Origin of the sequence: Pseudomonas sp. QE6 (assembly GCF_041379005.1) — a bacterium.
Taxonomy (GTDB): Bacteria; Pseudomonadota; Gammaproteobacteria; order Pseudomonadales; family Pseudomonadaceae; genus Pseudomonas.
The window spans coordinates 2,442,418-2,468,608 of sequence record NZ_CP166873.1; the positions used below are offsets into that span (position 1 = coordinate 2,442,418).

A 26,191-nucleotide genomic window follows, 5' to 3' on the forward strand; every position below is an offset into this window, starting at 1 on the left:
TATGACGCTGAATTTCCCGCTGTTGCTGGTGATTGCCGTTGCTGTGTGCGGCGTTCTCGCCCTGGTGGACCTGGTGTTGTTCGCACCGCGCCGCCGGGCAGCCATTTCCGCCTACGAAGGCACGGTCGGCGAGCCTGATCCGGAAGTGCTGGAAAAACTGAACAAGGAACCGGTGCTGGTCGAGTACGGCAAGTCGTTCTTCCCGGTGCTGTTCATCGTGCTGGTGCTGCGCTCCTTCCTGGTCGAGCCATTCCAGATTCCGTCCGGCTCGATGAAGCCGACCCTGGAAGTGGGCGATTTCATCCTGGTGAACAAATTCGCCTACGGTATCCGCCTGCCGGTGCTGGACACCAAGGTGATCCCGGTGGGTGATCCGCAGCGCGGCGATGTCATGGTGTTCCGCTACCCCAGCGACCCGAACATCAACTACATCAAGCGTGTGATCGGCGTTCCCGGCGACACCATCCGCTATACCAGCGACAAGCGCCTCTACGTCAACGATCAGTTGGTCGCCGAGAAGCTCATGGGCGAGGAGCCGGGCAGCCTGGGCAGCGTGACGCTGTACAAGGAAAAACTGGGCGACGTCGAGCACCTGATCCGCAAGGAAATGACCCGTTATCGCGTCGAGCCGGGCAGGCAGTGGAAGGTGCCGGCCGAGCACTACTTCATGATGGGCGACAACCGCGACAACTCCAACGACAGCCGCTACTGGAACGACCCGAAGATCCCGAAGGACCTGCTGGGCATGGTTCCGGACCGCAATATCGTCGGCAAGGCGTTCGCGGTGTGGATGAGCTGGCCGGAGCCCAAGCAGCGCAATCTGCCGAATTTCTCGCGAGTGGGCGTGATCCACTAAAGTTGTGAGATGTTCGAAGCCTTCGGGCGGCGAACAGTGCTAGAAACCCGGGCGGGGCTGCACGCGGGGAGCGAGGCAGCCCCGCTTGCACTTGGACCCGCCGCGGTTGGCGGACAATAAGAACGATACCGACATGAGGTCGATATGAAGTACGCACGTTCGCAGAAGGGCATGTCGTTGCTGAGCTGGCTGGTGGTCCTCGCCGTGGTGGCGTTCCTGGCCAGCGCAGCGTTCAAGGTATTCCCGCACTACATGGATTACTACGCCATCGAGAAGGCCATCACCTCGGTGGAAACCGACAAGGCCGCCGAAGTGCGCACTGTTCCGGAGTTCTACTCTTACGTGGACAAGGCGCTGATGCTCAACAACATCCGCGACCTCAAGCTGGATGACGCGTTGGACGTGAAGCTCGAGAACAACGAATTCCGCGCCCACCTGAAATACGAAAAACGTGAGCCGCTGGTGCAGAACATCGACCTGGTGGTGAAATTTGACAAAGAATTCCGTGTACGAATGCCGTGAGTAACAGTCTGGATCGACTCGAGCGCAAGCTTGGCTATACCTTTCGCGACCAGGACCTGATGGTCCTGGCGCTGACCCATCGCAGTTTCGCCGGGCGCAACAACGAGCGCCTGGAGTTCCTGGGCGACGCCATCCTCAACTTCGTCATCGGCGAAGCCCTCTTCACCCACTTCCCCCAGGCCCGCGAGGGCCAACTGTCGCGCCTGCGCGCACGCCTGGTGAAGGGCGAGACCCTGGCCCTGCTGGCCCGCGGTTTCGAAATCGGGGATTACCTGCGCCTGGGCTCGGGCGAGCTGAAGAGCGGCGGGTTCCGCCGTGAGTCGATCCTGGCCGATGCCATGGAGGCACTGATCGGCGCCATCTACCTGGATACCGGCATGGACTCCGCCCGCGAGCGGATCATGGCCTGGCTCGGCCCGCAGCTGCGCGAGCTGACCCCGGTGGATACCAACAAGGACCCCAAGACCCGCCTGCAGGAGTTCCTGCAATCGCGCGGGTGCGAGTTGCCGCGCTATGACGTGGTGGATATCCAGGGCGAACCGCATTGCCGCACCTTCTTCGTCGAGTGCGAGGTTGCCCTGTTGAATGACAAGACCCATGGCCACGGCGGCAGCCGCCGTATCGCCGAGCAGGTGGCCGCTGCCGCCGCCCTGGCAGCCCTGGGCGTGGAGAATGGCCATGAGTGATCACGAGCAAGACCAGCACGACCCATCCGAGCACGATGAAGCGGGAGTCGTTCGTTGCGGCTATGTCGCGATCGTCGGCCGCCCCAACGTGGGCAAGTCGACCCTGCTCAACCACATCCTCGGCCAGAAGCTGGCCATCACCTCGCGCAAGCCGCAGACCACCCGCCACACCCTGCTGGGCATCAAGACCGAAGGTGACGTGCAGGCGGTGTACGTCGACACCCCCGGTCTGCACAAGGACAACGACAAGGCGCTCAACCGCTACATGAACCGTTCGGCCAGTGCCGCGCTGAAGGATGTCGACGTGGTGATCTTCGTCGTCGACCGCAATCGCTGGACCGACGAAGACCAGATGGTCTACGACAAGGTCAAGTACGTGAGCTGCCCGGTGCTGCTGGCGGTGAACAAGGTCGACCGCATGGAAGACAAGGGTGAGCTGCTGCCGCATCTGCAGTGGCTGGCCGAGCAACTGCCCAACGCTGAAGTCGTGCCGATTTCCGCCCAGCACGGGCAGAACCTGGATGTTCTCGAGGGGCTGGTCGCCGAGCGGCTGCCCGAAAGCGAGCATTTCTTCCCCGAAGACCAGATCACCGACCGCAGCAGCCGCTTCCTCGCCGCCGAACTGGTGCGCGAGAAGATCATGCGCCAGCTGGGCGCCGAGCTGCCGTACCAGGTCACGGTAGAGATCGAAGAGTTCAAGCAGGACGGCCCGATCCTGCACATCCACGCGCTGATCCTGGTCGAGCGCGATGGCCAGAAGAAGATCATCATCGGCGAGAAGGGCGAGCGCATCAAAAGCATCGGCCAGAACGCCCGCAAGGACATGGAAGTGCTGTTCGACTCCAAGGTCATGCTCAACCTCTGGGTGAAAGTGAAGGGCGGCTGGTCCGACGACGAGCGCGCGCTGCGTTCGCTGGGCTACGGCGACCTCTGACCGATCCTGCCCCGCGAGCCGCTCGCGGGGCACAGCTTCCGGCGCCTGAGTGCGCCCGCTTCCCGACTCCCACTCCAGGCGCAGCGCCATGAGCCTCGCTTCTCCCGCCCAAGCCGCCTTCGTCCTGCACAGCCGCGCCTACAAGGAAACCAGTGCGCTGGTGGACTTCCTCACGCCGCAAGGCCGGCTGCGGGCCGTGTTGCGCGGTGCGCGGGGCAAGGCCGGCGCGCTGGCGCGGCCCTTCGTCCCGCTGGAAGCCGAGTTCCGCGGGCGCACTGACCTGAAGAATGTCGTGCGCCTGGAGGCCAATGGCATTCCCAATCTGCTCAGCGGCGAGGCGCTGTTCAGCGGCCTGTACCTGAACGAGCTGATGATCCGCCTGCTGCCGGCGGAAGACCCGCATCCCGCGCTGTTCGACCATTACCGCGCGACCCTGCCGTTGCTGGCCGCCGGCAGCCCGCTGGAGCCGCTGCTGCGTGCCTTCGAATGGCGGCTGCTGGACGAACTGGGTTATGGTTTCTCTCTGGACAGCGATATCGTCGGCCAGCCGGTGGCCCCCGACGGTCTTTACCGCCTGCTGCCGGATTCCGGCCTGGAGCCGGTCGGCAGCCTGCAACCGGGGCTGTTCCATGGCTCCGATCTGCTGGCGATGGCCGAGGCCGACTGGAGCGCTCCGGGCGCGCTGGCGGCAGCCAAACGTCTGATGCGCCAGGCCCTGGCGCCCCATCTGGGCGGCCGGCCACTGGTCAGCCGCGAGTTATTCATGAATCGCAAGGACAACTCCCGTGACTGAAGCCAATCGTATCCTGCTGGGCGTGAACATCGATCACGTCGCTACCCTGCGCCAGGCCCGTGGCACCCGCTATCCCGACCCGGTGAAAGCTGCGCTGGACGCCGAGGAAGCCGGCGCCGACGGCATTACCGTGCACCTGCGCGAAGATCGCCGGCACATTCAGGACCGCGATGTGCGCGTGCTCGCCGAAGTGCTGCAGACCCGCATGAACTTCGAAATGGGCGTCACCGAAGAGATGATGAAGTTCGCCGAGATCATCCGTCCGGCCCACGTCTGCCTGGTTCCGGAGACTCGCCAGGAGCTGACCACCGAGGGTGGCCTGGACGTCGCCGGCCAGGAAGCGCGCATCCGCGAGGCGGTACAGCGGCTGGCCGCCGCCGGTTGCGAGGTGTCGCTGTTCATCGACCCGGACCAGCGGCAGATCGAGGCCTCTGCGCGTATCGGCGCGCCGGCCGTCGAGCTGCACACCGGCCGTTACGCCGATGCCCACACCCCCGCCGAAGCTGCCCATGAGCTGGCGCGCATCCGCGACGGCGTGGAGTTCGGTCTGTCCCACGGGCTGATCGTCAACGCCGGCCATGGCCTGCATTACCACAATGCCGAGCCGGTGGCGGCGATTACCGGGATCAACGAGCTGAACATCGGCCACGCCATCGTCGCCCATGCGCTGTTCGTGGGCTTCAAGCAGGCGGTGGCGGAGATGAAGGCGCTGATCGTGGCGGCGGCCAACCGCTGATTGAGGGTGGTTCGCGAGCAAGGGCTAGGCGCCCCCCTCGGTCCTACAAGGAGCACTGCTCTTCGTAGGAGCGAGCTTGCTCGCGAACCTGTCGAGACTTACGGTTTGCGCGCCACCAGCGTGGCGCGCAGCGGCGCCGGCAGGCCTTCGAGGGTGCGGCTATGGTCGTTCGGATCGAGGAAGTCCGGCAGCGACTGGTAGCGCATCCATTCCGTCGCACGCTGCTCTTCCACCGAAGTGCGGCTGATGTCCACGCTGCGTACGTCGGTGAAGCCCGCGCGGCGCAGCCACAGCTCCAGCGCCGGCACCGACGGCAGGAACCACACGTTGCGCATCTGCGCGTAGCGGTCTTCGGGCACCAGCACGGTGTTCACGTCGCCTTCCACCACCAGGGTTTCCAGCACCAGTTCGCCACCCCGGCGCAGGCAGTCCTTGAGCGCCAGCAGGTGGTCGATGGGCGAGCGGCGGTGGTAGAGCACGCCCATGGAGAACGCGGTGTCGAAGCCTTCCAGCTTTTCCGGCAGGTCTTCCAGGGCGAAGGGCAGGTGCCAGGCCGGCAGGTCCGGCAGGTAGCGCTTCATGGCGAGGAACTGGCAGAAGAACAGCCAGTTCGGGTCGACACCCACCACGCTACGCGCACCGGCGCCGAGCATGCGCCACTGGTAGTAGCCGTTGCCGCAGCCGACGTCGAGGACGCGCTTGCCCACCAGGTCGATGTGCGGCGAGACGCGCTGCCACTTCCAGTCCGAACGCCATTCGGTGTCGATGTGCACGCCGAACAGGTGGAAGGGGCCCTTGCGCCAGGGGATCAGCCCTTGCAGGGCGAGCTTGAGCTGCTCGCGGGTGCCCTCGTCGCAGGCGCCTTCGAGGTTGAAGCGCTCGCGCAGTTCGACGGCGGCGGCATGCAGCTGCGGCAGCCGATCCACCGCCGCCAGCCAGCGTTCCAGGTCGCCATGGCCGTCGTCGACCTTGGCGGTCAGTTGTGCGGGCAGCGAGGCGGCCCAGGATTCCAGCGGTGTGCCGGCCAGTTCGCGGCTAAGGCGGTCGAGGTCGAAGCGTTCGATCATGGCAGGGCAATCAGGGAAGCGAAGTTGAGGCACTGGAACCAGGGCACGACTTTGGAGAATCCCGCGGCCAACAGGCGTTCGCGGTGGGTCTCCAGGGTGTCGGGGCGCATGACGTTCTCGATGGCGGTACGCTTCTGGGCGATTTCCAGTTCGCTGTAGCCATTGGCGCGCTTGAAGTCGATGTGCAGGTCGGTGAGCAACTCGTGCTCCTGCTCGTCGGCGAAGCGCAGCTTTTCCGAGAGGATCAGCGCACCGCCCGGCAACAGGCTGTCGTGCAGGCGGGTGAGCAGCGCCAGGCGTTGTTCGGGGGCGATGAACTGCAGGGTGAAGTTCATCGCGATCAGCGAGCAGGGTTTGAGCTCCATGCTCAGGATGTCCGCCTCGATCAGCTCGACCGGCAGCAGTTCCTGATACATGGCGTCCTGGGCGCGCAGGTATTCGCCGCAGCGCTCGATCATCGGGGCGGAGTTGTCCACGCCGATCACTCGGCAGCCTTCGGTCCTCACATGGCGGCGCAGCGCCTGGGTCACCGCGCCGAGGGAGCAGCCGAGGTCGTACAGCACGCTATTGGGTGCGGCGAAGCGCGCGCCGAGCACACCGATGTTCTCGACGATGGTGGGGTAGCCCGGCACCGATCGCTTGATCATGTCCGGGAAGACGCGCACCACGTCCTCGTTGAAGGTGAAGTCGGGAACCTGGGCTTGCGGCTGGGCGAAGATGCGGTCGGATTCGCTCACGCTGGATGGGGCCTCGTTACGCTGAAACGGGCAACAGGGCGCGGCGCGCCCGGTCTGCCGGGGCGCGCATTGTAGCCGAGGCGCCCAGTGCGCCCAAGCTTCAGCCGATAAGGGTCACTTGAGCTGGTCGGAGAAGTATTCGCCGGCGCCCTGCAGCGGGCCGAGCGGATTCTTCTTGTCTTCCCGGCGGCGGATGTTCGGTTCGCCGTTGCTGGTCTTGTGCACCACCACGTCGTCGATCAGCACGAATACCGGGCGGAACGACCAGCCCTGGACCTCCCGGCGCTTGCGGAAGTTGAAGATGTCCGCCCAGAAGCTGCCCACCCGCTGGCTGTCGGTCTTGCTGAAATCGAAGGCATAGCCGACGCAGCGATCCTTGGCCTGCAGGCAGGTGATCAGGCCGTCAGGCAGGTAGTCGATGGGAATGTTGGGTTGCACGAACATCAACCGCACGTCGATGAACGAGAGCATCTTGGCGTTGCCCTGGGACAGCGGATCGAAGCCCAGCGCGTAGAGCTGCGACTTGGTGGTCTTGCCCGTCTCGACCTGGTTGAAGCGGCTCTGTGCATCCTGGTAGTCCAGGAAAGGTGACTGCACTTCCGCACGTTCGCTGGGCAGCAGGCTGCCACAAGCCGAGAGCATCACGCACGCTCCCAGCAACATCATCGAGCGAACTACTGCACGCATGGAGCTCCCCTTAATCGCGGTCTCTTGTAATTGATCTATAGCCGATGCCCAAGCGCTGTGCCGGACTTTTCTCACGCACTGGAAAGCCTATTCCACAGCCACTCCGTATCCTTGCATCAGCGGTTTCCACTGTTCGTTCCGGCGAAACTCGCGCAGGCCGTCATCGAGCTCGGCGAGGCGCTCCCTGACCGACTCCAGGCGCGGGTTGAGAGCGACGTACATAGGACGTTTATCGGCCAGTTGCCCGGCGGCACGAACCTGCCCGGACAAGCGGTGGCGATGCAGGTAGTGCTCGACGATCTGGCTGTCCTCGAGCAGCACGCTGATGCGGCCGAGCAGCAGCTTCTGGATGTTGCGCTCCAGCACCCGCTCGCCGCTGAGCACCTGTACCTGCTCGTGATCGTCCAGGTGGCTGTCACGCCAGGCGTCCAGCTGCGCGCCGTAGGAGTAGCCCTGGGCGAGGCCGATGGACTGGTCGTCCAGCGACGCCGGACCCTGGTAGCGCCACTGGCTGTCGGCACGGGTGTAGAAGCGCATGGTCACCCAGCCGATGGGCTCCTGGCCGATCGCCAGGCTTTCCGATTCTTCCGGGTAGGCGCCGACCACGCCGTCCACCAGCCCTTCACGGGCCATCTGCAGGGCGCGTGGCCAGGGCAGGGGTTCGAAGGCCGGGGGCTGGTTGAGGATGCGGGTCAGGGCTTCGAGCAGGTAGCCGGGTTTGTCCGGGTTATCCGGGCAGATATAGGGGCACCAATCGTCCCCGGCCAGGCGCAGTGGCTCCGCCGAAGCGATCAGAGAGATGCACAGGAGCAGAGCCGGCACAGCGAAACGCAGCATGTCAGACTCGGGTAGTGGGCTGTCCCGATGAGTATGGCAGAGCCTGATGACGACTTGTGACGGATGCCGCGATGCCGAACTGGCCCAGCCAGTAGGTGAGCATGATGGCGTAGGAGGAGCCGTCGAAGGCGCCGACGAAGCGGCTGATGCCGATCATCGAATCCGAGCTGACGAACAGCAGGGCGCCGACGGCGGCGAGGTTGCGGCTGGCGGCCGGCAGCTCGGCGCAGCCGAGGCGGGCGATGGCGCGCCAGAGCATGCAGCTGATGGTCAGGCTGTAGAGGGCGATCGGCAGCAGCAGCGGGCCCAGGCCCCGGCTGTAGAGCAGGGCGAACAGGCCGCCACCGACCAGGGCGGCGAACAGCAGGCCTGCCGGAGCCAGGCGCCGGGTATCGCCGAGGTAGGCGGCCAGATAGGCCAGGTGGGCCAGCAGGAAGGCGGCGAGCCCCGGGACGAAGGCATTGACCGGCCATTCCAGCAGGATGTCGCCGAGCATCGACAGCGCCAGTCCCGCTGCGATCCAGCGACGGTAGGTGTCGGCCGGCGTGCTCAGCACCCAAAGCAGCAGTGCGAGCACGGGCAGCGGCTTGCACAGCATGCGCAAGGGCGGCAGGTCGAAGGTGACGGCAAGCAGGTAGGCGATGCCGCCGATGAGTGCCAGAAATGCACAGCGCATGGGGTTCCCTCCCTTGGAAATGAGCGTCCACTGTGCCGCAGTACGCGCTACCTCCACAGGCCGCAGGCGTCAGCGCGAGCGGCTTATGGCGCCGGGTCAGCGTACGGCGATGGGGCAGACGAAGGTCTGCGCAGGCGCGACTTCCGGCTCCCAGGGGCGGCGATAGGCCAGTTCCAGCTTGTCCTCGCCGGTGCCGGTCACGCGGAAGCGCCAGGTGGATTCGCCGGCGCTGCCGACCAGGCCTGCGTCTTCCGGGTTGCTGTAGACCTCGGGGCCCAGGCTGCGCAGCAGACCATTGGCGGCGTTGCGCATTTCCCAGCGGAAACCGGTGGTGGGGTTGCTCGGCAGGATCAGGACCAGCTCCTGGCCTTCGTGCAGCTTCAGGGGCTTGCAGTCACTGGCGTCTTCCAGGGTGACCACGGGTTTGGACTGCCCGGCGCAGCCGGCGAGCAGGGCCAGGGAGAGGGGGAGCAACAGGCGGTACGACGGCATGACGACTCCTGGGGTGGGGACCAGACTGGCCGCAGGATATCGCAATCGGGGGAGAAGGAAATGTGCCGAGGCCTGGTAGGGCGCATTCCTTGCGGGCGCAGAACGCTGAAGTTCGTTTGTGGGAATGGATTCATCCGCGTCGGATTTCGCGGACAAGGTCCGCTCCCGCAGGGCGTTTCGGCTCTCGCAGGAGCGGATCCCATCCGCGATCCGTCAGGCGTCAGGCTGGGAACAACACCTTCGCCACATCGCCATAACGACGGGCGAAATGCACCGTCAGGCCTTCCTTGAGGTACTCCGGCAGCTCCTCGAAGTCACCACGGTTGGCTTCCGGCAGGATCAGCTCGTAGATCTTCTGCCGGCGCGCGGCGATCACCTTCTCGCGCACGCCGCCGATCGGCAGCACCTGGCCGGTGAGGGTCAGCTCGCCGGTCATGGCCACGCCTTTCTTCGGCGCCTGGTTGCGCGCCAGGGACAGCAGGGCGCTGGCCATGGTGACGCCGGCGCTGGGGCCGTCCTTGGGGGTCGCACCCTCCGGCACGTGCAGGTGGACGAAGGCCTGGTCGAAGAAGGTCGGATCACCGCCATACTTCTTCAGGTGCGAACTGATGTAGCTGTAGGCGATCTCCGCCGACTCCTTCATGACGTCGCCCAGCTGGCCGGTGAGCTTGAAGCCGCGATTGAGCGTGTGGATGCGCGTCGCTTCGATCGGCAGGGTGGCGCCGCCCATGCTGGTCCAGGCCAGGCCGGTGATCACGCCGACGCCGGAGAGCAGCTGTTCGGTGCGGAACACCGGTGTGCCGAGGTAATCCTCCAGGTCCTTTGCGCCGATCTTCACCACCGACTCCGGGTCTTCCAGCAGCTTCACCACCGACTTGCGCACCAGCTTGCCGAGCTGTTTTTCCAGCTGGCGCACGCCGGCCTCGCGGGCGTAGCCCTCGATCACCGCGCGCAGGGCGGCGTCGTTGATCGACAGGCGGTTCTTCGGCACGCCAGCCTTTTCCAGTTGCTTGGGCCACAGGTGGCGCTTGGCGATGGCCAGTTTTTCCTCGGCGATGTAGCCGGACAGGCGGATCACCTCCATGCGGTCGAGCAGCGGACCGGGGATCGAATCCAGGGTGTTGGCGGTGCAGACGAACAGCACCTTGGACAGGTCCAGGCGCAGGTCCAGGTAGTGGTCGAGGAATTCGACGTTCTGCTCCGGATCGAGCGTCTCCAGCAGTGCCGAGGCGGGGTCGCCCTGGTAGCTGCTGCCGAGCTTGTCGATCTCGTCGAGCATGATCACCGGGTTCATCACCTGCACGTCCTTGAGCGCCTGCACCAGCTTGCCGGGCAGGGCGCCGATGTAGGTGCGGCGGTGGCCCTTGATCTCCGCCTCGTCGCGCATGCCGCCGACGCTGAAACGGTAGAACGGCCGCCCCAGGCTCTCGGCGATGGATTTGCCGATGCTGGTCTTGCCTACGCCGGGCGGGCCGACCAGCAGCACGATGGAACCGGCGATCTCACCCTTGAAGGCACCCACGGCGAGGAACTCGAGGATGCGCTCCTTCACGTCGTCGAGGCCTGCGTGGTACTTGTCGAGCACCTTGCGCGCGTGTTTGAGGTTGAGCTTGTCGGTGCCCAGCAAGCCCCAGGGCACCGAGGTGGCCCAGTCCAGGTAATTGCGGGTGACGGCGTACTCGGGCGAGCCGGTCTCCAGGATCGACAGCTTGTTCAGCTCCTCCTCGATGCGCTTCTGCGCCTGCTCGGGGAGGACCTTGCCCTCCAGGCGGGCACGGAATTCGTCGGAATCGGCGCTCTTGTCGTCCTTGGTGATGCCCAGTTCCTGCTGGATGATCTTCAGCTGTTCCTTGAGGAAGAACTCGCGCTGGCGTTCGCCGATCTTGCGGTTCACCTCGGCGGACAGCTCCTTCTGCAGTCGCGCGACCTCCACTTCCTTGCGCAGCAGCGGCAGCACCTTCTCCATGCGCTTGAGGATCGGCACGGTATCCAGCACTTCCTGCAGTTCGGCGCCCGGCGCGGTGGTCAGTGCGGCGGCGAAGTCGGTCAGCGGCGACGGATCGTTCGGGTTGAAGCGGTTCAGGTAGTTCTTCAGCTCTTCGCTGTACAGCGGGTTGAGCGGCAGCAGTTCCTTGATCGCATTGATCAGGGCCATGCCGTAGGCCTTCACCTCGTCGCTCGGGTCGCTGGGGGTATGCGGGTACTCCACTTCCACCAGGAAGGGCGGGCGGTGGCGCTTGATCCAGCCGCGAATGCGCACCCGCGACAGGCCCTGGGCGACGAATTGCAGCTTGCCGCCCTCGCGGCTGGCATGGTGCACGCGCACCAGGGTGCCGTGCTCGGGCAAGCTGTTGGGATCGAAATGGCGCGGGTCGTCCGGCGGGTTGTCCATGAAGAACAGCGCCAGGCTGTGGTGCTCAGTCTTGGCCACCAGCTCAAGGGTTTCCGCCCACGGCTCCTCGTTGACGATCACCGGCAGCACCTGCGCCGGGAAGAACGGGCGGTTGTGGATCGGAATGACATAGACCGTGGTCGGCAGGCTCTGGCCGGGCAGCACGAGCCCGGTGTTGCTGACCTCTTCGGCGCTATTGATATCGTGAATCTCGTCGTGGTCGCTCATGAGGCACCTGACTGATTGGACATGACAGTCTAGATGGGGAAGCCGGAGCGGGGTTTCAATCCCATGTTTTGAGTGGATGTTTCGAGTCGATGTTGCAGGAGATTGCTTACCGCCGGATTAGCGGGCGCGGCCGCAGGAAGTCGCTGGGCGGCCGGTCGAACTGGCGGCTGAACATGGCACTGAAGGCGCTGGGCGTGCTGTAGCCGACTTCCAGCGCCACGCTCAGCACGCTCTCGCCCAGTGCCAGACGCTCCAGGGCCGCCAGCAGGCGCGCCTGCTGGCGCCATTGGCCGAAGGTCAGCCCGGTTTCGCGGAGGAACCAGCGCTGCACCGTCTTGGCGTCCACGTTCGCCTGCCGCGCCCAGTCGGCCAGGCCGGCGTGCTCGCCGGGGTCGCGCTGGATGGCCTGGCAGAGCGCGCGCAGGCGCGGGTGCGCCGGCAGCGGCAGGTGCAGCGGCAGCACGGGTTCTTCGCGCAGTTCGTCCAGCAGCAGGCCGAGGACGCGGCCGTCGCGGGAGTCCGGCGTCACTTCGCCGCTGATCGACAGCGCGGCCAGGATCAGCTCGCGCAACAGCGGCGACACCGCCAGCACGCAGCAGCTTTGCGGCAGGTGCGGCGCGCTGTCCGGCTCCACGTAGAGGGTGCGCACCTGCACGTCGCCGACCATCCGCGTCCAGTGCTCGACGCCGGCGGGTATCCACAGGCCGCGATTGTCCGGCACCACCCACTGGCCGCTGGCGCTGCCCACCACCAATACGCCGCGCACCGCATAGAGCAACTGCGCGCGGTGATGGCTGTGAGCCGGCACTTCATGGCCATCGGGGAAGTCCAGGGCGACGGCCGCTACCGGGCTGGCGGCCCGCTCGTCGCCATGGTCGAGCACCGAGTCGGTGGGGATGTCCTTTTTGCGCATCTGGCTGCCTGTTTATCGTTAGACGGCCACTTTCACCCATCGCTAGGCTGCTGGCCAGTCCCCATTCCCGTCTCGATGATCTTCGCCATGACCGAAATGTCCGCCATCGCCGAACAACTTGCGCGCATCGCCCGCCTGCTCGAACAATCCCTGCCGCCGCGCTCCGAGCTGGCGCTGGAGGAGGGCGCCATCGCCCACCTGTGGGAATACCGCCAGGGCCTGCCGCGCCTGACGCCGGTGCGGGAGCCGGCGTTGATCGCCTTCGACGACCTGCGCAACGTCGACCGGCAGAAGGCGCTGATCGAGCAGAACACCCGCCAGTTCGTCGCCGGCCGCCCGGCCAACAACGTGCTGCTCACCGGCGCGCGCGGCACCGGCAAGAGCTCGCTGGTGAAGGCCTGCCTGTACGCTTTCCAGGCCGAAGGGCTGCGCCTGATCGAGGTGGACAAGGAGCACCTGGCCGACCTGCCGCAGATCATCGACCTGCTGCGTCATCGCCCGGAGCGCTTCATCCTGTTCTGCGACGACCTCTCCTTCGAGGATGGCGAGACCGGCTACAAGGGCCTGAAGACCGTGCTCGACGGCTCGGTGGCCGGGCAGTCGGGCAACGTGCTGATCTACGCCACCTCCAACCGCCGCCACCTGCTGGCCGAGCGCGCCGAGGACAACCTGGCCTTCCAGCGCAGCGAAAGCGGCGAGTTGCATCCCGGCGAAGCAGTAGAGGAGAAGGTGTCGCTCTCCGAACGTTTCGGCCTGTGGATATCCTTCTATGCCTTCAGCCAGGAGCAGTACCTGGAGGCGGTCGCGCGCTGGCTGGAATACCACGGCCTGGGCCGTGTGGAGCAGGCCGAGTGGGAGCAGGCGGCGATCCGCTGGGCGACCCACCGCGGATCGCGTTCCGGACGGATCGCCGCGCAGTTCGCTCGGGATTACGCCGGACGTTAGCTTTAGAGCATCAGAACGCGACCTTCACCCCGGCCTGGATGCCGCGCCCACCGGCCGGCACGCTGTCGCGCAGGATCGAGCTGGCGTAGCGCACGGTCTGGTCGGTGAGGTTCTCGCCCTTGACGAAGGCCAGCCAGCGGCTGTCGCCCAGGTCGAAGCTATAGCCGAGGCTGGCGCCGAGGGTGGTGTAACCCTCGGTGCGCAGCTCGTTCTCCGGCACACGGTTCTGGTCGGCGGCGTATTCCACTTCCAGCCGCGCCTGCCATTGCTGCAGCTCCCAGAGCAGCGCGCTGTTCAGGCGCAGCGGGGCGATGCGCGGCAATGCTTTGCCAGTGTCCTTGTTCTTGGCGCGGGTGTAATCGCCGGAGAGCTCCAGGTCGAAGCGGCCGTAGGGGCTGTCCAGCAGGTGGATGCGGTCCTGCGCCTCGACGCCGTAGAAGTCCGCCTTCACGCCGCTGTAGAGGTACTCGGGCAGTGCCTCGTCATCGCCGGCATCCACCACTGCGCCTTCCTCGTCGCGGTAGCGTCCGCTGGCCAGCAGACCGATGTAGTTGGCGAAGCGGCTGTAGAACACGCCGACGCTGCCCTTGTGGCGGCCGCTGTCGAAGCGCAGGGCGAGGTCGGTGGAGACGGCCTTTTCCTTGCTCGCATCGGCGTCGCCCACTTCGTAGGTACCGGTGGCGGCGTGGGCGCCGTTGGCGTACAGCTCGTAGAAGGTCGGCGCGCGCTCGGTGTAGGCGAGAGTGGCGGCCAGCGACCAGATCGGTGTCAGGGTGTAGACCGCACCGGTAGACAGGCTGCCGGCGGTGAAGCTGCGCGAGCTGTCGTTCTCGGCGAAGCGCTCGTTGTCCTTGGCATTCGGAGCGATGCGGATGTGTTCCGCACGACCGCCGAGGTTCAGGGCGAGACGTTCGGTGGCCTGCCAGTTCTCCAGGAAGAACAGCGCGGCGCTGTCGGTTTCGGTGTGCGGTACGAAGGCTTCTTCGCCCAGCGCCGAGAAGCGGCTGTTGGCGACCTGCGCGCCGACCACGCCGTCCAGCGGGCCGATGGGTTTGTGTCGCGCCTCGATGCGCGCTTCGTAACCGTCGTTCTTGAAGGTGGTGCCGGTCTCGCCGCCCTCGATTTCTTTGTGCTGGTACTCGGTGTGGGCGGCGTCCAGCTTCACCGAGCTGAAGGGGCCGTCGAGATCGCGGATTTCCGAGGCGAAGGCGTAGCGGTCCTGCTGCATCTTCAGGCGTACGTCGTCTTCGGCGGGCGAGCCGTAGTTGCTGTCGTAGCCACTGTAGGACAGACCGGCATAGCCGTGATCCCAGTGATAGCTGCCGCCGATGGCACCGCTGTCCTGGCGGCCGTCGCTGTTGTCGACGCGATGCTTGCGGTCGTCATCGTCGATTGCACGCTGGCGGCTGGAGTGGGCGTAGCCGGGGATGCGCAGGTCGTTGAACTCGCGGGAGCCGGCGTCCAGGTGCAGGGCGAAGCTGCCGTCGCCGGCTTCCAGTGCGCCGGCGGCGCTGCGGGTTGTGTCCGAGCCGCCGTAGCGCAGCTCTCCCTGGCCGTGGATGCCGTCCACCGGTTCGCTGGGGATGCGGTTGTCGAAGCTGTTGACCACGCCTCCGATGGCGTTGCCGCCGTACAGCAGGGCGGCCGGGCCACGGACCACTTCGATGCGCTCGACCACATTCGGGTCTTCCGGCACGGCGTGGTCGTAGGACAGCGAGGAGGCGTCCAGTGCGCCCACGCCATTGCGCAGCAGGCGGATGCGGTCGCCGTCCATGCCGCGGATCACCGGGCGGCTGGCGCCGGGGCCGAACCAGGTGGACGACACGCCGGGCGTGCCGTTGAGGGTTTCGCCCAGGCTGCCCTTCTGCCGAAGGGTCAGCTCGTCGCCCTGCAGGACGCTGCTGGGCGTGGCGGGGGAGGTATCACCCAACGGGTTGGCGGTGATCAACTGGGGTTCCAGTTCGGTGGGGGCGGCATCGGCGAGCGAGGGCGCGCCCGCGCACAGGACCAGACCCAGCGGCGCGAGGCGCCAGCGCGAACGGGGGAGGGATGGGGGCATGACGAACTCCTGGTTTTTCTTCTGGCAAAGCGAACCCCTCCCTCCTGGTCAGGGATGTGTCAGGCGGCTGGGAAGGGGAAATGGGAATGTGTTATTTGTTATAACATAACATATCTATTGGTTAGCAATATTTCCAGGCTTAGATTCTTTAGTGCTTGTGTGTCTTTGGAGTTGCGCCCGGTTGCACCCGTGCACTGGGCAGGCCCGGCCGAATCCCGTACCATGCTCAAAATTTGATCAGTCATGCGCCATGTTCGAAACCCGCCTCGCCCGTCTGTCCGACCAGACTCATCGCCATGCCCACGACCATCACCAGTTGGTGATGTCGCTCAGTGGCCGTGCGGAGTTCGAGGTCAATGGTCGGGGCGGCGAGGTCTGCCGGATGCGCGCCTGCCTGGTGCCGGGGGATGTGGGACACGAATTCGCCGGCGTGGGTGACAACCATATGCTGATCGTCGACCTGGACGAGGCCGGCACCGGCGAGCAGGACCGTGACCTGCTGGCGCGTCTGTTCGAGGCGCCGCGCTATCCGACCCTGGATGCGGATTTCCAGAACCTGCTCAGTTATGCCGGCGCCGAGATCGCCCGCTACGGCAACGACCCGCTGCTGGCCCGCGCCCTGGGCGGTGTGTTGCTGCGCGCCCTGCACCTGCGCCTGTTCGGCGAGGTGTTGGCGCCACGCGGCGGGCCCCTGGACCTGGAACGGCTGGATGCCTATATCGGCCAGCACCTCGCCCGGCGCATCACCGTGGCCGAACTGGCGCAAGTCGCCTGCCTGAGTCCCAGCCAGTTCCACGCGCAGTTCAAGGACCGTGTCGGCCTCACGCCCCATCAGTACCTGCTGCGCCAGCGCCTGGACCGGGCCGCCCGTCTGCTGCGCGAGAGTGATCTGCCGCTGGTGCGGGTGGCGGGGGAGTGCGGCTTCTCCAGCCAGAGCGCGCTGACCACCACCATGCGCCGTTACCTGGGGCTGACCCCGGGCAACCTGCGCCGCAGCTGAAGTCTCCGATCTGAATCGATGCCAATGCTGACCAAATGGTCAGCTGGCGCTCTGCCAGTGTCGGAGTCTTTTGCAATAAATCCGGAGTTTTCAGCAAGAAATCCATAGGTGCAACCCATAGAGTCCGCCAACCGCGTTGCTGGTATCCCAAGGTGCAACCCGGTCAGACCAAGAACAACATCCAGCTCGATACGCGGGAGGGCAGCATGCCCATCACCGGTTTTGTCTTCGCCTGTAGCGCGCCTGCACCTGGCTGCGCCATTCTTTCCACGGCTCGGCCCGCAGCGCCCGCCCGTGGTGTCGCGCCGTCCGCCCTCGGACCAGCGGCGCAATCGACTCCTCAGCTTTCTGTACAATCCGCGCCCTCGTGCGCCGGCCACCCCCTGCCGCTTCTCAATGCGCGCGTGAGCACAGTTCTGAACGACCCCGGTGAATGCCACCGCCCGCCCCGTATCCTGTGGCGCGCAGGGCTTCATCGGAGTGCAGGCGTCATTTCCGGCGCCTGAAGGATCACCGGGCGTCGCCCGGTAAACGGCCCGCGCCTCGCTTACCCGCGAGGTCGGGACGACGGTCGCCGTGGTGAGACGGCGGCCGCAGGAGATCGCCAGCATGGACGAGGGCGGGCCTGCGACGGGAGGCGTAGCGGTTCGGTGCCGGATGGTGCCACGCGCAACCCGGTTTGCCTGTGAGCAAGCGCTAACCGGTCGGCGTCAACCACGCCGGCTGCCAGTCAAGGGCACGCATTACCCAGCGCGCCTGGATAAAAACAAGCTGTAGGGGAGTCCCCATGAGCGTCAACACGCCAACACTGATCACCTTCGTGATCTACATCGCTGCCATGGTTCTGATCGGCTTGGCCGCCTATCGTTCCACCAACAACTTCTCCGACTACATCCTCGGTGGCCGCAGCCTCGGCAGCTTCGTCACCGCGCTCTCGGCCGGCGCCTCGGACATGAGCGGCTGGCTGCTGATGGGCCTGCCGGGCGCCATCTTCCTGTCGGGCATCTCCGAAAGCTGGATCGCCATCGGCCTGATCTGCGGCGCCTACCTGAACTGGCTGTTCGTCGCCGGCCGCCTGCGCGTGCACACCGAGCACAACGGCAACGCCCTGACCCTGCCTGACTACTTCAGCACCCGCTTCGAGGACAACAGCCGTATCCTGCGGGTGATTTCCGCGCTGGTGATCCTGGTCTTCTTCACCATCTACTGCGCTTCCGGCATCGTCGCCGGCGCCCGCCTGTTCGAAAGCACCTTCGGCATGTCCTACGAGACCGCCCTGTGGGCCGGTGCCGCCGCGACCATCGCCTACACCTTCGTCGGTGGCTTCCTGGCGGTGAGCTGGACCGACACCGTGCAGGCTTCGCTGATGATCTTCGCGCTGATCCTCACTCCGATCATCGTGCTGTTCGCCACCGGTGGCGTGGAGCCGACCTTCGCTGCCATCGAAATGAAGGACGCGGCCAATTTCGACATGCTCAAGGGCGCTTCCTTCGTCGGCGTGATCTCGCTGATGGCCTGGGGCCTGGGCTACTTCGGCCAGCCGCACATCCTGGCGCGCTTCATGGCGGCCGACTCGGTGAAGTCGATCCCCGCTGCCCGCCGCATCTCCATGACCTGGATGATCCTCTGCCTGGGCGGCGCGGTTGCCGTGGGCTTCTTCGGCATCGCCTACTTCCAGGCGCATCCGGAGCAGGCTGGCGCCGTTGGCGAGAACCACGAGCGCGTGTTCATCGAACTGGCGAAGATCCTCTTCAATCCGTGGGTTGCCGGCGTGCTGCTGTCCGCCATCCTCGCCGCGGTGATGAGCACCCTGAGCTGCCAGCTGCTGGTGTGTTCCTCGGCGCTGACCGAAGACTTCTACAAGGCCTTCCTGCGCAAGAACGCCAGCCAGCTTGAGCTGGTATGGGTCGGCCGCGCCATGGTGCTGCTGGTGGCGCTGATCGCCATCGCCCTGGCCGCCAATCCGGAAAACCGCGTCCTGGGACTGGTGTCCTACGCCTGGGCCGGTTTCGGCGCCGCCTTCGGTCCGCTGGTGCTGTTCTCCGTGCTGTGGAAGGGCATGACCCGCAACGGCGCGCTGGCTGGCATCATCGTCGGTGCGGTCACCGTGATCGTCTGGAAGCAGTTCGGCTGGCTCGGCCTGTACGAGATCATTCCGGGCTTCATTCTCTCCAGCGTCTCGATCGTGGTGTTCAGCCTGATCGGCACCGCGCCGTCCAAGGCGATGATCCAGCGTTTCGAGGAAGCCGAGGCGGAATACGCCGAGGCTACTCAGTCGGCCGGCACTGCTGTGACCAGCCGCTGAGTCTCCGCTGAATGAAAAAGGCCGCGCTCCCGAAAGGGGCGCGGCCTTTTGCTTTTCGTAGGAGCGAGCTTGCTCGCGAACCGCTTGGTGCCTTGGGTGTCCGCTGGGTTCGCGAGCAAGCTCGCTCCTACAGGCTCAGCCTCGGCTCCGAGTCTCTTGTAGGAGCGCGCCATGATCTCACGCAGACAAAAAAGCCGCTCCTCGGAGCGGTTTTTTTCAATGTGAAGGGTGCCCGCCACTCAGCGCCGCCGCATAGCGCCAGCAGGCAAACAGGCAAAGCAACAACCCGGCCACCGCCAGCGCGCCGCCCACGTAGCCGATCCATTCCAGTCCCGCGCCTGCCGCCACGCGGCTGCCCAGCAGCGCGCCGCCGCCGATGCCGACGTTGTACAGGCCGGAGAACATCGCCATGGCCACATCGGTGGCGTCGTGGGCCAACTGCAGCACCTTGGCCTGCAGCGCCAGGCCGAAGCAGAGGATCGCTGCGCCCCAGAACAGGCTCAAGACCAGCAGCGCCACCGGCGAATGCGCCAGCGGCAGGAGCAGCAACAGGCAGGCGCCGAGCACGGCGATGGCGGTGCAGGGGAAGACCCGCGGGAAGCGCTCGCTGTAGCGGCTGAAGAGGATCGAGCCGAACAGCCCGGCGCCGCCGAACAGCAGGAGCAGCAGGGTGGTGCGCTGGCTGTCCAGCGCCGCGACTTCCCGGGCGAAGGGCTCGATGTAGCTGTAGGCGGTGAACTGCGCGGTGATCACCAGCACGGTGAGCACGTACATCGACACCAGCGCCGGGCGGCGCAGCAGCAGCGGCAGGCTGCGCAGGGAACCGGAGTTCTGGCTCGGCAGCAGCGGCAGCGAGCGCGCCAGCCAGAGCACCACCACCACCGAGACACCGGCGATGGCGAGGAAGGTCGTGCGCCAGCCCAGCGCCTCACCCAGCACACGGCCCAGCGGAATGCCCAGCACCATCGCCAGGATGGTGCCGGTGGCGAGCAGGCCGAGGGCTTTCGCCTGCTGGCCCGGCGGCGCCACGCGCACGGCGAGCGAGGCGGTGATCGACCAGAACACCGCGTGGGCGAAGGCGATGCCGAAGCGGCTGAGCATCAGCACGCTGAAGTTCCAGGCGACGCCCGAGAGCAGGTGGCTGCCGATGAACAGGCAGAAGATCACCACCAGCAGGCGGCGCCGTTCCATGTTGCGGGTCAGCAGCATCAGCGGCAGCGAGGTGAGGGAGACCACCCAGGCGTAGAGGGTGAGCATCAGCCCGGTCTGTTCCGGGCGCATGTCGAAGCTGCGACCGATATCGCTGAGCAGCCCCACCGGAACGAACTCGGTGGTGTTGAAGATGAAGGCGGCGAGGGCCAGGGCGATGACGCTCAGCCAACTGCCGGTGTGGGTGGGTTGCGTGCTGCTCATGGGAATCCTGAGGTGAGGTGGGGCTCAGGCCGAGTCCCCCGGCCATGCGCGGTGCGCTCCGGAGCCGATGGGGCGGAGTGCGGGCGGGCAAAGAGGAATCGTTATAGGTATGGGGGATGCGGCGGATGTGATTCTACCCACGGCCGCCGCGCCGTGCACGGCGAACGCCCACCTGTGCGGGCGCAGCGGCAAATGCCTCGACCAGCCTTAGGCGGCGTTGCCGATCAGCGGATCGGCTGCCTGGGCCGCTTCCTCGGCCAGCCAGTCGAGGAAGGCGCGCACCGGCGGATGGCGCTCGCGTCCCGGCACGCAGAGCGCGGTATAGCGGGCGCCGGGCACGTTGATCTCAGGGCGGTAGGGCACCAGCAATCCCTTCTCTACGCATTCGGACACCAGCAGCGAACTGGCCAGCACCAGCCCCTGGCCGGCGATGGCGGCCTGCAGGGCGTAGAACTCTTCCTCGTATTCGCGCTGTATCGCCTGGGTCAGCAGGCATTCCTCGCCGGCCGCCGCGCACCAGGCCTTCCAGCCGCGTTCGTAGAGTTCGGAGTTGTACCAGCGCACGCTGATCATCTCCGGCACCTCCACATCGGCGGTGGCCACCAGTGCCGGTGCGCCGTACACCGCGAAGCGCTCGCCGAGCAGGAACTGGCTGTGCATGCGCGGGTAGTCGCCGAAGCCGTAGCGGATCGCCAGGTCGACGCTGGCGTCCTGTTGCAGGTCGAGCAACTCGCACTGGCTGTCCAGGCGCAGGCGGATGTGCGGGTAACGGGCGTAGAAGCGCCCCAGGCGCGGCACCAGCCAGAGCGCGGCGAAGGCCGGTGTGGTGGAGATCGTCAGGCTGCTGGCGCTGCGCTGTGGGCGCAGGCTGTCCACCGACTGCGAAACCTCCAGCAGCGCGCCGTGCAGGCTGCGGAACAGTCGTTCGCCGGCTTCGGTCAGGCGCACCTGGCGCGGCAGGCGCTCGAACAGCGGCAGGCCCAACCAGTCCTCCAGCGCGCGGACCTGATGGGACACCGCCGTCGGTGTCACCGAGAGTTCCTGGGCGGCGGCCTTGAAGCTCAGCTGGCGCGCGGCGGATTCGAAGGTGCGCAGGGCGGGCAGCGGCAGGTTGACGAACATATGGCTCTCCATGGATGAGCTGTATTCATCTCGGCGGAGTTTCCCTCAGTTGTCCCCAAGGCGACCGGAAAATAGCTTTGGCGGTAAGGCAGAGGTGAATTCGAGACCTCTGCAGTGTATACCCACTCGAGGAGCTATAGATGAACAGGATTCTTGCCATTCACGCCAGCCCGCGCGCCGAGCGTTCTCATTCCCGGCGCCTGGCCGAGAGCTTTCTCGCCGCACTACCGCAGGCCGAGGTCACGCGCCGCGAGGTCGGCCGCGCCAGCCTGCCGCACGTCAACGAAGCCTTCATCGCGGCGGCCTTTCATCCCGAGCCGAACAATCGCCCGCTGACCATGCAGGCCGACCTGTCGCTCAGCGACCAGTTGGTGGACGAACTGCTCGACCACGAACTGCTGGTGATCTCCACGCCCATGTACAACTTCAGCGTGCCCAGCGGCCTCAAGGCCTGGGTCGACCAGATCGTCCGTCTCGGCCGCACCTTCGGCCTGCACGTGAATGCTGACGGGGCCGAGTACGAACCGCTGCTCAAGGGGCGCAAGGCGCTGATCGTCACCAGCCGTGGCGGCGCCGGCATGGGCCCGGGCGGCGAGCTGGAGTGGATGAACCATGCCGACGCCTGGCTGCGCGTGGCGCTGGGCTTCCTCGGGATCGAGGATGTACGGGTGATCGCCGCCGAAGGCGAGGAGGGCAATCCCGATGCCTTCCAGGCGTCCTACCAGCAGGCCGAGCGGGAACTGGCCGATCTCGCCGAGAGCGAGTGGGTGAGGGCGTGATGGCCTGGGCGATGCTGATGGTGGCGGCGGTGTTCGAGGTGATGTTCGCCGTGTCGATGAAGTACGCCGAGGGCTTCACCCGGCCGTTGCCCACCGCCGTGACGGTGCTGGCGGTGATCGGCGGGATCTTCTTCCTCACCCTGGCGATGCGTCAGTTGCCAGTCAGTATCGCCTACCCGATCTGGACGGCGATCGGCACCCTGGGCACGGTGATGTTCGGCTTCCTGCTGCTGGGCGAGGCGCTGACCCTGACCAAGCTGCTGTCGGTGGTGCTGATCATCGCCGGGGTGGTCGGGCTGCGGGTCTGACGGCTTGGTGTTAAGGTGCGGCGGATTCCCACCTGTCGAAGCCGGACCATGACTGAAAAACCGAAGAATCCGCTGCATGGCGTGACCCTGGAAGCCATCCTCAACCGCCTGGTCGAGCAGTACGGCTGGGACGGGCTGGCCAAGCGCATCGATATCCGCTGCTTCAAGAACGACCCGAGCATCAAGTCCAGCCTGACCTTCCTGCGCCGCACGCCCTGGGCGCGGGAGCAGGTGGAGGGGCTGTACGTGAAGACCGTCCAGGGCAAATAACGGCGCGGCTTTTCGTAGGGTTCAGGGATGTATCGGCGCCGGGGTGCTTGACGTGGATGGCGTCGGCCGGCGAACTCAGAGCTTTTCGTAGGAGCGAGCTTGCTCGCGAACCCCGGCTGGACACTCATGGCGTCCGGCTGTTCGCGAGCAAGCTCGCTCCTACAGGGCTGGCATCGGTGTCTACCGCCAACTCACCCGCAGATTGTCGATCGGCGTCTGGCACCCGGTGCTGATCCCCGGTTCCAGGTAACTCGCCAGCATCGGCGCCATGCCCTTGAGCACCTGCACCGGCAGCGCCGAGGTGAACTTGAAGTTGTCCGACTCGCTGCCGGCCACGTAGGCGGTGAGGGTGCCGAAGTGGCGTGGGCCGAGGTAGAACACGAAGGTCGCGGTGCGGTTCATCGCCTTGGAACTCTTCACCCAGCCGCTGCGGGTCACGCTCTCGATGCGGTTGTCGCCGGTGCCGGTCTTGCCGCCCATCACCAGGGCGCTGCCGTCGGCCAGCTTGAAGCTGCCGGACAGGCGCCGCGCGGTGCCGGCGTCCACCACCTGGGACAGCGCGGTGCGCAGGGCCTGGGCCACTTCCGAGCGCATCACCTGGCGGCCGGTGTTCGACTGCGGGCCGAGGCTGGCTTCGTACGGCGTGTTGGCGGCGAAGCGCAGGCTGTCGATGCGCAGGGTCGGCAGGCGCACGCCATCGTTGAGGATGATCCCCATCAGCTCGGCCAGTGCCGCCGGGCGGTCGCCGGAGCTGCCCAGCGCAGTGGCCAGCGACGGCACCAGGTGGTCGAAGGGATAGCCCAGGCGCTTCCACTGCTCATGCAGGTCGAGGAAGGCTTCCACCTCCAGCATGATGCGGATGCGCTTGTCGCGCGCGTACTTGTGCCGCGACTTGAACAGCCAGCCATAGACCTGTTTGCGCTCTGCCACGCTGGCCGCCACCGCGTCGTTGAAGGTGGCCGCCGGCTGCCGCTGCAGGTAGCCGAGCAGCCAGAGTTCCAGCGGGTGCACGCGGGCGACGTAGCCCTGGTCGTTGAGGTCGAAGGCGCCCGGCCCGTAGTGCGTGTAGAGGTCGGCGATGCGCTTGTCGGTCAGCTTCTCGCCGACGTACTTGCCTTTCTTCAGGCGGTCCTGGATGAAGGTGGTGAAGGTCGGCAGGTCCGCCTGCGGTTGCAGGTAACGGTGGATCGCCGCCAGCCGCACCGGCCAGGCGCGCAGGCCGTCGAGGAAGGTGTCGAGACGCTCGTCGGTGGTCTTGCCCTTGTATTTCTGCCAGAAGCGCAGCAGGTAGACCTGGCTTTCCTTGTCGACGAAGCGGTTGAGGTAGTCCTCGCGCCGCGGGTCCTTGTCGTTGGCCAGCACGGCGACCTTGCTGCCTTCGTTGGAGTACATGTCGTGGCGCACCAGGTCGCGCAGCAGGCGCACGAAGGGCAGGTTGATCGACTCGCGCAGGGCGTCCTGGATGGTCGGAATGCGGCCGTTGTCCTCCTTGCGGAAGTTGCTGAAGGTGTGGATGCCGCCGCCGGTGAAGAACGCCTCGTAGGGGCTGGCGGAGTACTTGCGCTGCATGGCCGCGCTGAGCATGTCGGGCAGGTTGCGGTCCTTGGCGGCGATCAGGTAGTCGATGGCCCAGCGGCTGAGGAAGTCGATGGGCTCCACCTGCACCTTCTTCAGGTCGGCGGTGCTCATCGGCGCGTACTGGTCGTGCAGGTCGGCGATGGTTTCCAGGTAGGTGGAGAGCACCCGCAGCTTGGCGGTGGAACCCAGCTCCAGCTTGCTGCCTTCGTTGATGTCGAACGGCTGCTCGGTGTTGTCGGTCTGCACGCGCACGCGGTTGCCACTGGCGGTGCGCTCGAACAGGGTGAAGCTGTAGCGCACGTCCTTGGTCTTGTCCTCGGAGAGCAGGTGCTCGCCGAACAGCCCGATCTGCGCGGCGAACTCCGGATCGGAGAGGTGCCGCAGGTAGGCGGTGACCTGTTCCTGCAACTCGTGCTGCAGGGTGGTGGTGAAGGACAGGTCGAAGCGGTCCAGGTCATACAGCGGCACGTCGAGCATCCCGGCCAGGCGGGTACGCGCCAGGGTCACGCCCTTGTTGTTCTCCAGCGGGGTGACGGTGGGCTGGTTGCGCGGGTCGCGGAAGACCAGTTGCTGCCTGAGCGCCGCATCGGTCAGCGCGGCGGGGACGACCCCGGACTGGGCGAGCAGGCGCAGGTAGCTGTCGGTCAGCCCGGACAGCTGGTCGCGGCCGCGCGCCAGGTACCAGGACGGCCGGCGGTGGGCGATCATCAGCGAGATGACCTGGCGCAACGCCTTGCCCTGTTCGGCCAGCGAAACGCCGCTGGCGGGCGGTGCGCTGAGCAACTGGTTGACCCGCTGGTAGTCGGCGCCGTACCAGATCCACAGGCCGTCCGGCAGGCCGCTGACTTCGCCATAGCCCGGCTGCGCCGAGAGCGGCACCGAGTTGAGGTAGGTGAGCACCACGTTGCGCCGCGCCGCCAGGTTTTCCGCACCGCCCTGGTAAGTGCGTACGCTGGCCGACGCCATCTGCCGCAGCTTGTCGGTGATGGAGTTGGTGCGACCGTCTTCGGAGTGCCGGTACTTCTCGATCTGCGTGGCCAGGGTGCTGCCGCCGGGAGCGTGGTTGCCCATGCCGACCAGCTTGCCCACCTGGGCCAGCGAGGCCTGGGTGAAGCGGCTCCAGTCGATGGCCGGGTTCAGATAGGGGCGCTGGGTGTCCAGCAGGTCGCGGTTCTCGATGAACAGCAGGCTCTGCACGATCATCGGGGAAATGCTGTCGAAGTTGGCGTACAACCGCTGCGGGTAGCGGAAGGCGTAGATCGGCAGGCCGCGGCAGTCGGCGATGTCCACGCCGGCCTGGATCTTCTCCGGATACGGCGGGAACAGGCCATGGCCGGCGTACTGCATCAGCGGTTCGGAGAAGCGCGCCTGGCTCAGGGTGATGAAGTTGCGCTGGTGCAGGCGGTCGAGGAAGGTCGGCAATTGCAGGTAGCCGAGCCTGCGGTCGAACGGCCCGCTCTGCGGGTACACCACCGCGCTGCTGGGACCCTGCGCCAGTTGCCAGGTCAGCTCGCCGGCGTAGCGCGCCAGCTCGCGCGCCTGCAGCTTGGACGTGCGCGCCTCGTAGAGCAGTGCGGCGCCGATGGCGGCGAGCAGCGGCAAGAGGAAGAGAAATAGCAGCAGGAAACGATGATGGTGAACTTTCGTCGGGGAAATACCGGGCTCCGAGCGACCCGGTTGAGCTGCATTATGCGTACCGGAATGCTTGGAGCTATCCATTTCACGACCTGCCCATGCTCAAACCACAGCCTAGGTAAGCGGACTCCGCCCACGTGACGACCGGCGCCCCTCCCGACGCCGCGAAAGCCCTGAGATAGCGGCTTTCCTAATTTCCAGCGTAGTAGGCGGCGAAAATT

24 protein-coding genes are annotated in these 26,191 nt (G+C 66.1%); 12 read left to right on the forward strand and 12 right to left on the reverse strand.

The window, feature by feature from the left end:
- Position 1 precedes the first annotated feature (1 nt).
- The 6 genes from lepB to pdxJ all read left to right on the forward strand — a co-directional run bounded on the left by lepB (position 2) and on the right by pdxJ (position 4,527).
- A complete protein-coding gene (gene lepB / locus ACAW63_RS11225; protein WP_371233693.1) occupies positions 2–856 on the forward strand; it encodes a signal peptidase I in 855 nt (284 codons plus the stop codon).
- 144 nt (positions 857–1,000) lie between these two features.
- Positions 1,001–1,378, forward strand: a complete 378-nt coding sequence (locus ACAW63_RS11230) for a DUF4845 domain-containing protein (RefSeq protein ID WP_275610543.1) — start codon at positions 1,001–1,003, stop codon at positions 1,376–1,378.
- On the forward strand, positions 1,375–2,064 hold the full coding sequence (rnc, locus tag ACAW63_RS11235) for a ribonuclease III (protein ID WP_207887202.1): 690 nt from the start codon (positions 1,375–1,377) through the stop codon (positions 2,062–2,064). Before ACAW63_RS11230 ends, rnc begins: the two co-directional genes overlap by 4 nt.
- Positions 2,057–2,998, forward strand: coding sequence for a GTPase Era (gene era, locus ACAW63_RS11240; protein ID WP_275610544.1), 942 nt, complete (start codon positions 2,057–2,059; stop codon positions 2,996–2,998). The genes rnc and era overlap by 8 nt, the downstream gene beginning before the upstream one ends.
- An 88-nt stretch (positions 2,999–3,086) precedes the next feature.
- A complete protein-coding gene (gene recO, locus ACAW63_RS11245) occupies positions 3,087–3,791 on the forward strand; it encodes a DNA repair protein RecO (RefSeq protein WP_371233695.1) in 705 nt (234 codons plus the stop codon).
- A complete protein-coding gene (gene pdxJ / locus ACAW63_RS11250; protein WP_371233697.1) occupies positions 3,784–4,527 on the forward strand; it encodes a pyridoxine 5'-phosphate synthase in 744 nt (247 codons plus the stop codon). Before recO ends, pdxJ begins: the two co-directional genes overlap by 8 nt.
- A 98-nt stretch (positions 4,528–4,625) precedes the next feature.
- Here the strand turns inward: pdxJ and cmoB are convergent, their stop codons facing one another.
- From cmoB to ACAW63_RS11290, 8 genes are all read right to left on the reverse strand, one after another.
- A complete protein-coding gene (cmoB, locus tag ACAW63_RS11255; protein WP_371233699.1) occupies positions 4,626–5,594 on the reverse strand; it encodes a tRNA 5-methoxyuridine(34)/uridine 5-oxyacetic acid(34) synthase CmoB in 969 nt (322 codons plus the stop codon).
- The gene (gene cmoA, locus ACAW63_RS11260; protein WP_371233701.1) at positions 5,591–6,331 is read right to left on the reverse strand and encodes a carboxy-S-adenosyl-L-methionine synthase CmoA; all 741 of its coding nucleotides are present in this window, start codon (positions 6,329–6,331) and stop codon (positions 5,591–5,593) included. The genes cmoB and cmoA overlap by 4 nt, the downstream gene beginning before the upstream one ends.
- 114 nt (positions 6,332–6,445) lie before the next feature.
- Positions 6,446–7,018, reverse strand: a complete 573-nt coding sequence (locus ACAW63_RS11265; RefSeq protein ID WP_275610549.1) for a hypothetical protein — start codon at positions 7,016–7,018, stop codon at positions 6,446–6,448.
- Between the two features lie 87 nt (positions 7,019–7,105).
- Positions 7,106–7,855 carry a substrate-binding periplasmic protein gene (locus ACAW63_RS11270; RefSeq protein ID WP_371233702.1) on the reverse strand — a complete coding sequence of 250 codons (750 nt, stop codon included), beginning with the start codon at positions 7,853–7,855 and terminating at the stop codon, positions 7,106–7,108.
- A gap of 1 nt (position 7,856) precedes the next feature.
- Positions 7,857–8,531 carry a lysoplasmalogenase gene (locus ACAW63_RS11275; protein WP_371233705.1) on the reverse strand — a complete coding sequence of 225 codons (675 nt, stop codon included), beginning with the start codon at positions 8,529–8,531 and terminating at the stop codon, positions 7,857–7,859.
- 96 nt (positions 8,532–8,627) lie between these two features.
- On the reverse strand, positions 8,628–9,023 hold the full coding sequence (locus tag ACAW63_RS11280) for a protease inhibitor I42 family protein (protein WP_371233706.1): 396 nt from the start codon (positions 9,021–9,023) through the stop codon (positions 8,628–8,630).
- Between the two features lie 220 nt (positions 9,024–9,243).
- Positions 9,244–11,643 (reverse strand): endopeptidase La, encoded by a 2,400-nt coding sequence (lon, locus tag ACAW63_RS11285; RefSeq protein WP_371233708.1) that lies wholly within the window; start codon positions 11,641–11,643, stop codon positions 9,244–9,246.
- 106 nt (positions 11,644–11,749) lie between these two features.
- Positions 11,750–12,556: a helix-turn-helix transcriptional regulator gene (locus ACAW63_RS11290; RefSeq protein ID WP_371233710.1), complete on the reverse strand. Its 807-nt coding sequence runs from the start codon at positions 12,554–12,556 to the stop codon at positions 11,750–11,752.
- An 87-nt stretch (positions 12,557–12,643) separates the two neighbouring features.
- Here ACAW63_RS11290 and ACAW63_RS11295 point away from each other — a divergent pair, with 87 nt between their 5' ends.
- A complete protein-coding gene (locus ACAW63_RS11295) occupies positions 12,644–13,501 on the forward strand; it encodes an ATP-binding protein (RefSeq protein ID WP_371233711.1) in 858 nt (285 codons plus the stop codon).
- Between the two features lie 10 nt (positions 13,502–13,511).
- On the opposite strand, the gene ACAW63_RS11300 is transcribed toward ACAW63_RS11295, so the two are convergent.
- Complete coding sequence (locus ACAW63_RS11300) at positions 13,512–15,560, reverse strand: TonB-dependent receptor (protein ID WP_371233713.1); 2,049 nt, start codon at positions 15,558–15,560, stop codon at positions 13,512–13,514.
- 250 nt (positions 15,561–15,810) lie between these two features.
- On the opposite strand from ACAW63_RS11300, the gene ACAW63_RS11305 reads away from it, so the two are divergent.
- Together ACAW63_RS11305 and putP are read left to right on the forward strand one after the other, a co-directional pair.
- Positions 15,811–16,560 (forward strand): helix-turn-helix domain-containing protein, encoded by a 750-nt coding sequence (locus ACAW63_RS11305; RefSeq protein ID WP_371233714.1) that lies wholly within the window; start codon positions 15,811–15,813, stop codon positions 16,558–16,560.
- A gap of 787 nt (positions 16,561–17,347) precedes the next feature.
- The gene (gene putP / locus ACAW63_RS11310; protein WP_371233716.1) at positions 17,348–18,865 is read left to right on the forward strand and encodes a sodium/proline symporter PutP; all 1,518 of its coding nucleotides are present in this window, start codon (positions 17,348–17,350) and stop codon (positions 18,863–18,865) included.
- A 216-nt stretch (positions 18,866–19,081) separates the two neighbouring features.
- Here putP and ACAW63_RS11315 read toward each other — a convergent pair whose 3' ends face one another.
- Both ACAW63_RS11315 and ACAW63_RS11320 read right to left on the reverse strand, forming a co-directional pair.
- Positions 19,082–20,278, reverse strand: a complete 1,197-nt coding sequence (locus ACAW63_RS11315) for a sugar transporter (protein ID WP_371233717.1) — start codon at positions 20,276–20,278, stop codon at positions 19,082–19,084.
- A gap of 207 nt (positions 20,279–20,485) precedes the next feature.
- The gene (locus ACAW63_RS11320) at positions 20,486–21,400 is read right to left on the reverse strand and encodes a LysR substrate-binding domain-containing protein (protein ID WP_371233719.1); all 915 of its coding nucleotides are present in this window, start codon (positions 21,398–21,400) and stop codon (positions 20,486–20,488) included.
- 140 nt (positions 21,401–21,540) lie between these two features.
- On the opposite strand from ACAW63_RS11320, the gene ACAW63_RS11325 reads away from it, so the two are divergent.
- Genes ACAW63_RS11325 through ACAW63_RS11335 form a run of 3 tightly spaced genes read left to right on the forward strand, consistent with a single transcriptional unit; the run spans position 21,541 to position 22,757 of the window.
- Positions 21,541–22,179 (forward strand): FMN-dependent NADH-azoreductase, encoded by a 639-nt coding sequence (locus ACAW63_RS11325; RefSeq protein WP_371233721.1) that lies wholly within the window; start codon positions 21,541–21,543, stop codon positions 22,177–22,179.
- Positions 22,179–22,487 carry a multidrug efflux SMR transporter gene (locus ACAW63_RS11330; RefSeq protein WP_371233722.1) on the forward strand — a complete coding sequence of 103 codons (309 nt, stop codon included), beginning with the start codon at positions 22,179–22,181 and terminating at the stop codon, positions 22,485–22,487. The genes ACAW63_RS11325 and ACAW63_RS11330 overlap by 1 nt, the downstream gene beginning before the upstream one ends.
- 48 nt (positions 22,488–22,535) lie before the next feature.
- Positions 22,536–22,757 carry a VF530 family DNA-binding protein gene (locus ACAW63_RS11335; RefSeq protein ID WP_371233723.1) on the forward strand — a complete coding sequence of 74 codons (222 nt, stop codon included), beginning with the start codon at positions 22,536–22,538 and terminating at the stop codon, positions 22,755–22,757.
- Positions 22,758–22,937: 180 nt separating this feature from the next.
- Here the strand turns inward: ACAW63_RS11335 and ACAW63_RS11340 are convergent, their stop codons facing one another.
- Complete coding sequence (locus ACAW63_RS11340) at positions 22,938–26,054, reverse strand: transglycosylase domain-containing protein (protein ID WP_371233724.1); 3,117 nt, start codon at positions 26,052–26,054, stop codon at positions 22,938–22,940.
- Between the last annotated feature and the right edge of the window lie 137 nt (positions 26,055–26,191).

What these genes read in the sequence shown, in the direction of transcription:
- lepB (WP_371233693.1), top strand. Translation starts at nt 2, where the DNA reads ATGACGCTGAATTTCCCGCTGTTGCTGGTGATTGCCGTTGCTGTGTGC.
- ACAW63_RS11230 (WP_275610543.1), top strand. Translation starts at nt 1,001, where the DNA reads ATGAAGTACGCACGTTCGCAGAAGGGCATGTCGTTGCTGAGCTGGCTG.
- era (WP_275610544.1), top strand. Translation starts at nt 2,057, where the DNA reads ATGAGTGATCACGAGCAAGACCAGCACGACCCATCCGAGCACGATGAA.
- recO (WP_371233695.1), top strand. Translation starts at nt 3,087, where the DNA reads ATGAGCCTCGCTTCTCCCGCCCAAGCCGCCTTCGTCCTGCACAGCCGC.
- cmoB (WP_371233699.1), bottom strand. Translation starts at nt 5,594, where the DNA reads ATGATCGAACGCTTCGACCTCGACCGCCTTAGCCGCGAACTGGCCGGC.
- ACAW63_RS11265 (WP_275610549.1), bottom strand. Translation starts at nt 7,018, where the DNA reads ATGCGTGCAGTAGTTCGCTCGATGATGTTGCTGGGAGCGTGCGTGATG.
- ACAW63_RS11270 (WP_371233702.1), bottom strand. Translation starts at nt 7,855, where the DNA reads ATGCTGCGTTTCGCTGTGCCGGCTCTGCTCCTGTGCATCTCTCTGATC.
- ACAW63_RS11275 (WP_371233705.1), bottom strand. Translation starts at nt 8,531, where the DNA reads ATGCGCTGTGCATTTCTGGCACTCATCGGCGGCATCGCCTACCTGCTT.
- ACAW63_RS11280 (WP_371233706.1), bottom strand. Translation starts at nt 9,023, where the DNA reads ATGCCGTCGTACCGCCTGTTGCTCCCCCTCTCCCTGGCCCTGCTCGCC.
- lon (WP_371233708.1), bottom strand. Translation starts at nt 11,643, where the DNA reads ATGAGCGACCACGACGAGATTCACGATATCAATAGCGCCGAAGAGGTC.
- ACAW63_RS11290 (WP_371233710.1), bottom strand. Translation starts at nt 12,556, where the DNA reads ATGCGCAAAAAGGACATCCCCACCGACTCGGTGCTCGACCATGGCGAC.
- ACAW63_RS11295 (WP_371233711.1), top strand. Translation starts at nt 12,644, where the DNA reads ATGACCGAAATGTCCGCCATCGCCGAACAACTTGCGCGCATCGCCCGC.
- ACAW63_RS11300 (WP_371233713.1), bottom strand. Translation starts at nt 15,560, where the DNA reads ATGCCCCCATCCCTCCCCCGTTCGCGCTGGCGCCTCGCGCCGCTGGGT.
- ACAW63_RS11305 (WP_371233714.1), top strand. Translation starts at nt 15,811, where the DNA reads ATGTTCGAAACCCGCCTCGCCCGTCTGTCCGACCAGACTCATCGCCAT.
- putP (WP_371233716.1), top strand. Translation starts at nt 17,348, where the DNA reads ATGAGCGTCAACACGCCAACACTGATCACCTTCGTGATCTACATCGCT.
- ACAW63_RS11315 (WP_371233717.1), bottom strand. Translation starts at nt 20,278, where the DNA reads ATGAGCAGCACGCAACCCACCCACACCGGCAGTTGGCTGAGCGTCATC.
- ACAW63_RS11320 (WP_371233719.1), bottom strand. Translation starts at nt 21,400, where the DNA reads ATGTTCGTCAACCTGCCGCTGCCCGCCCTGCGCACCTTCGAATCCGCC.
- ACAW63_RS11325 (WP_371233721.1), top strand. Translation starts at nt 21,541, where the DNA reads ATGAACAGGATTCTTGCCATTCACGCCAGCCCGCGCGCCGAGCGTTCT.
- ACAW63_RS11330 (WP_371233722.1), top strand. Translation starts at nt 22,179, where the DNA reads ATGGCCTGGGCGATGCTGATGGTGGCGGCGGTGTTCGAGGTGATGTTC.
- ACAW63_RS11335 (WP_371233723.1), top strand. Translation starts at nt 22,536, where the DNA reads ATGACTGAAAAACCGAAGAATCCGCTGCATGGCGTGACCCTGGAAGCC.
- ACAW63_RS11340 (WP_371233724.1), bottom strand. Translation starts at nt 26,054, where the DNA reads ATGGATAGCTCCAAGCATTCCGGTACGCATAATGCAGCTCAACCGGGT.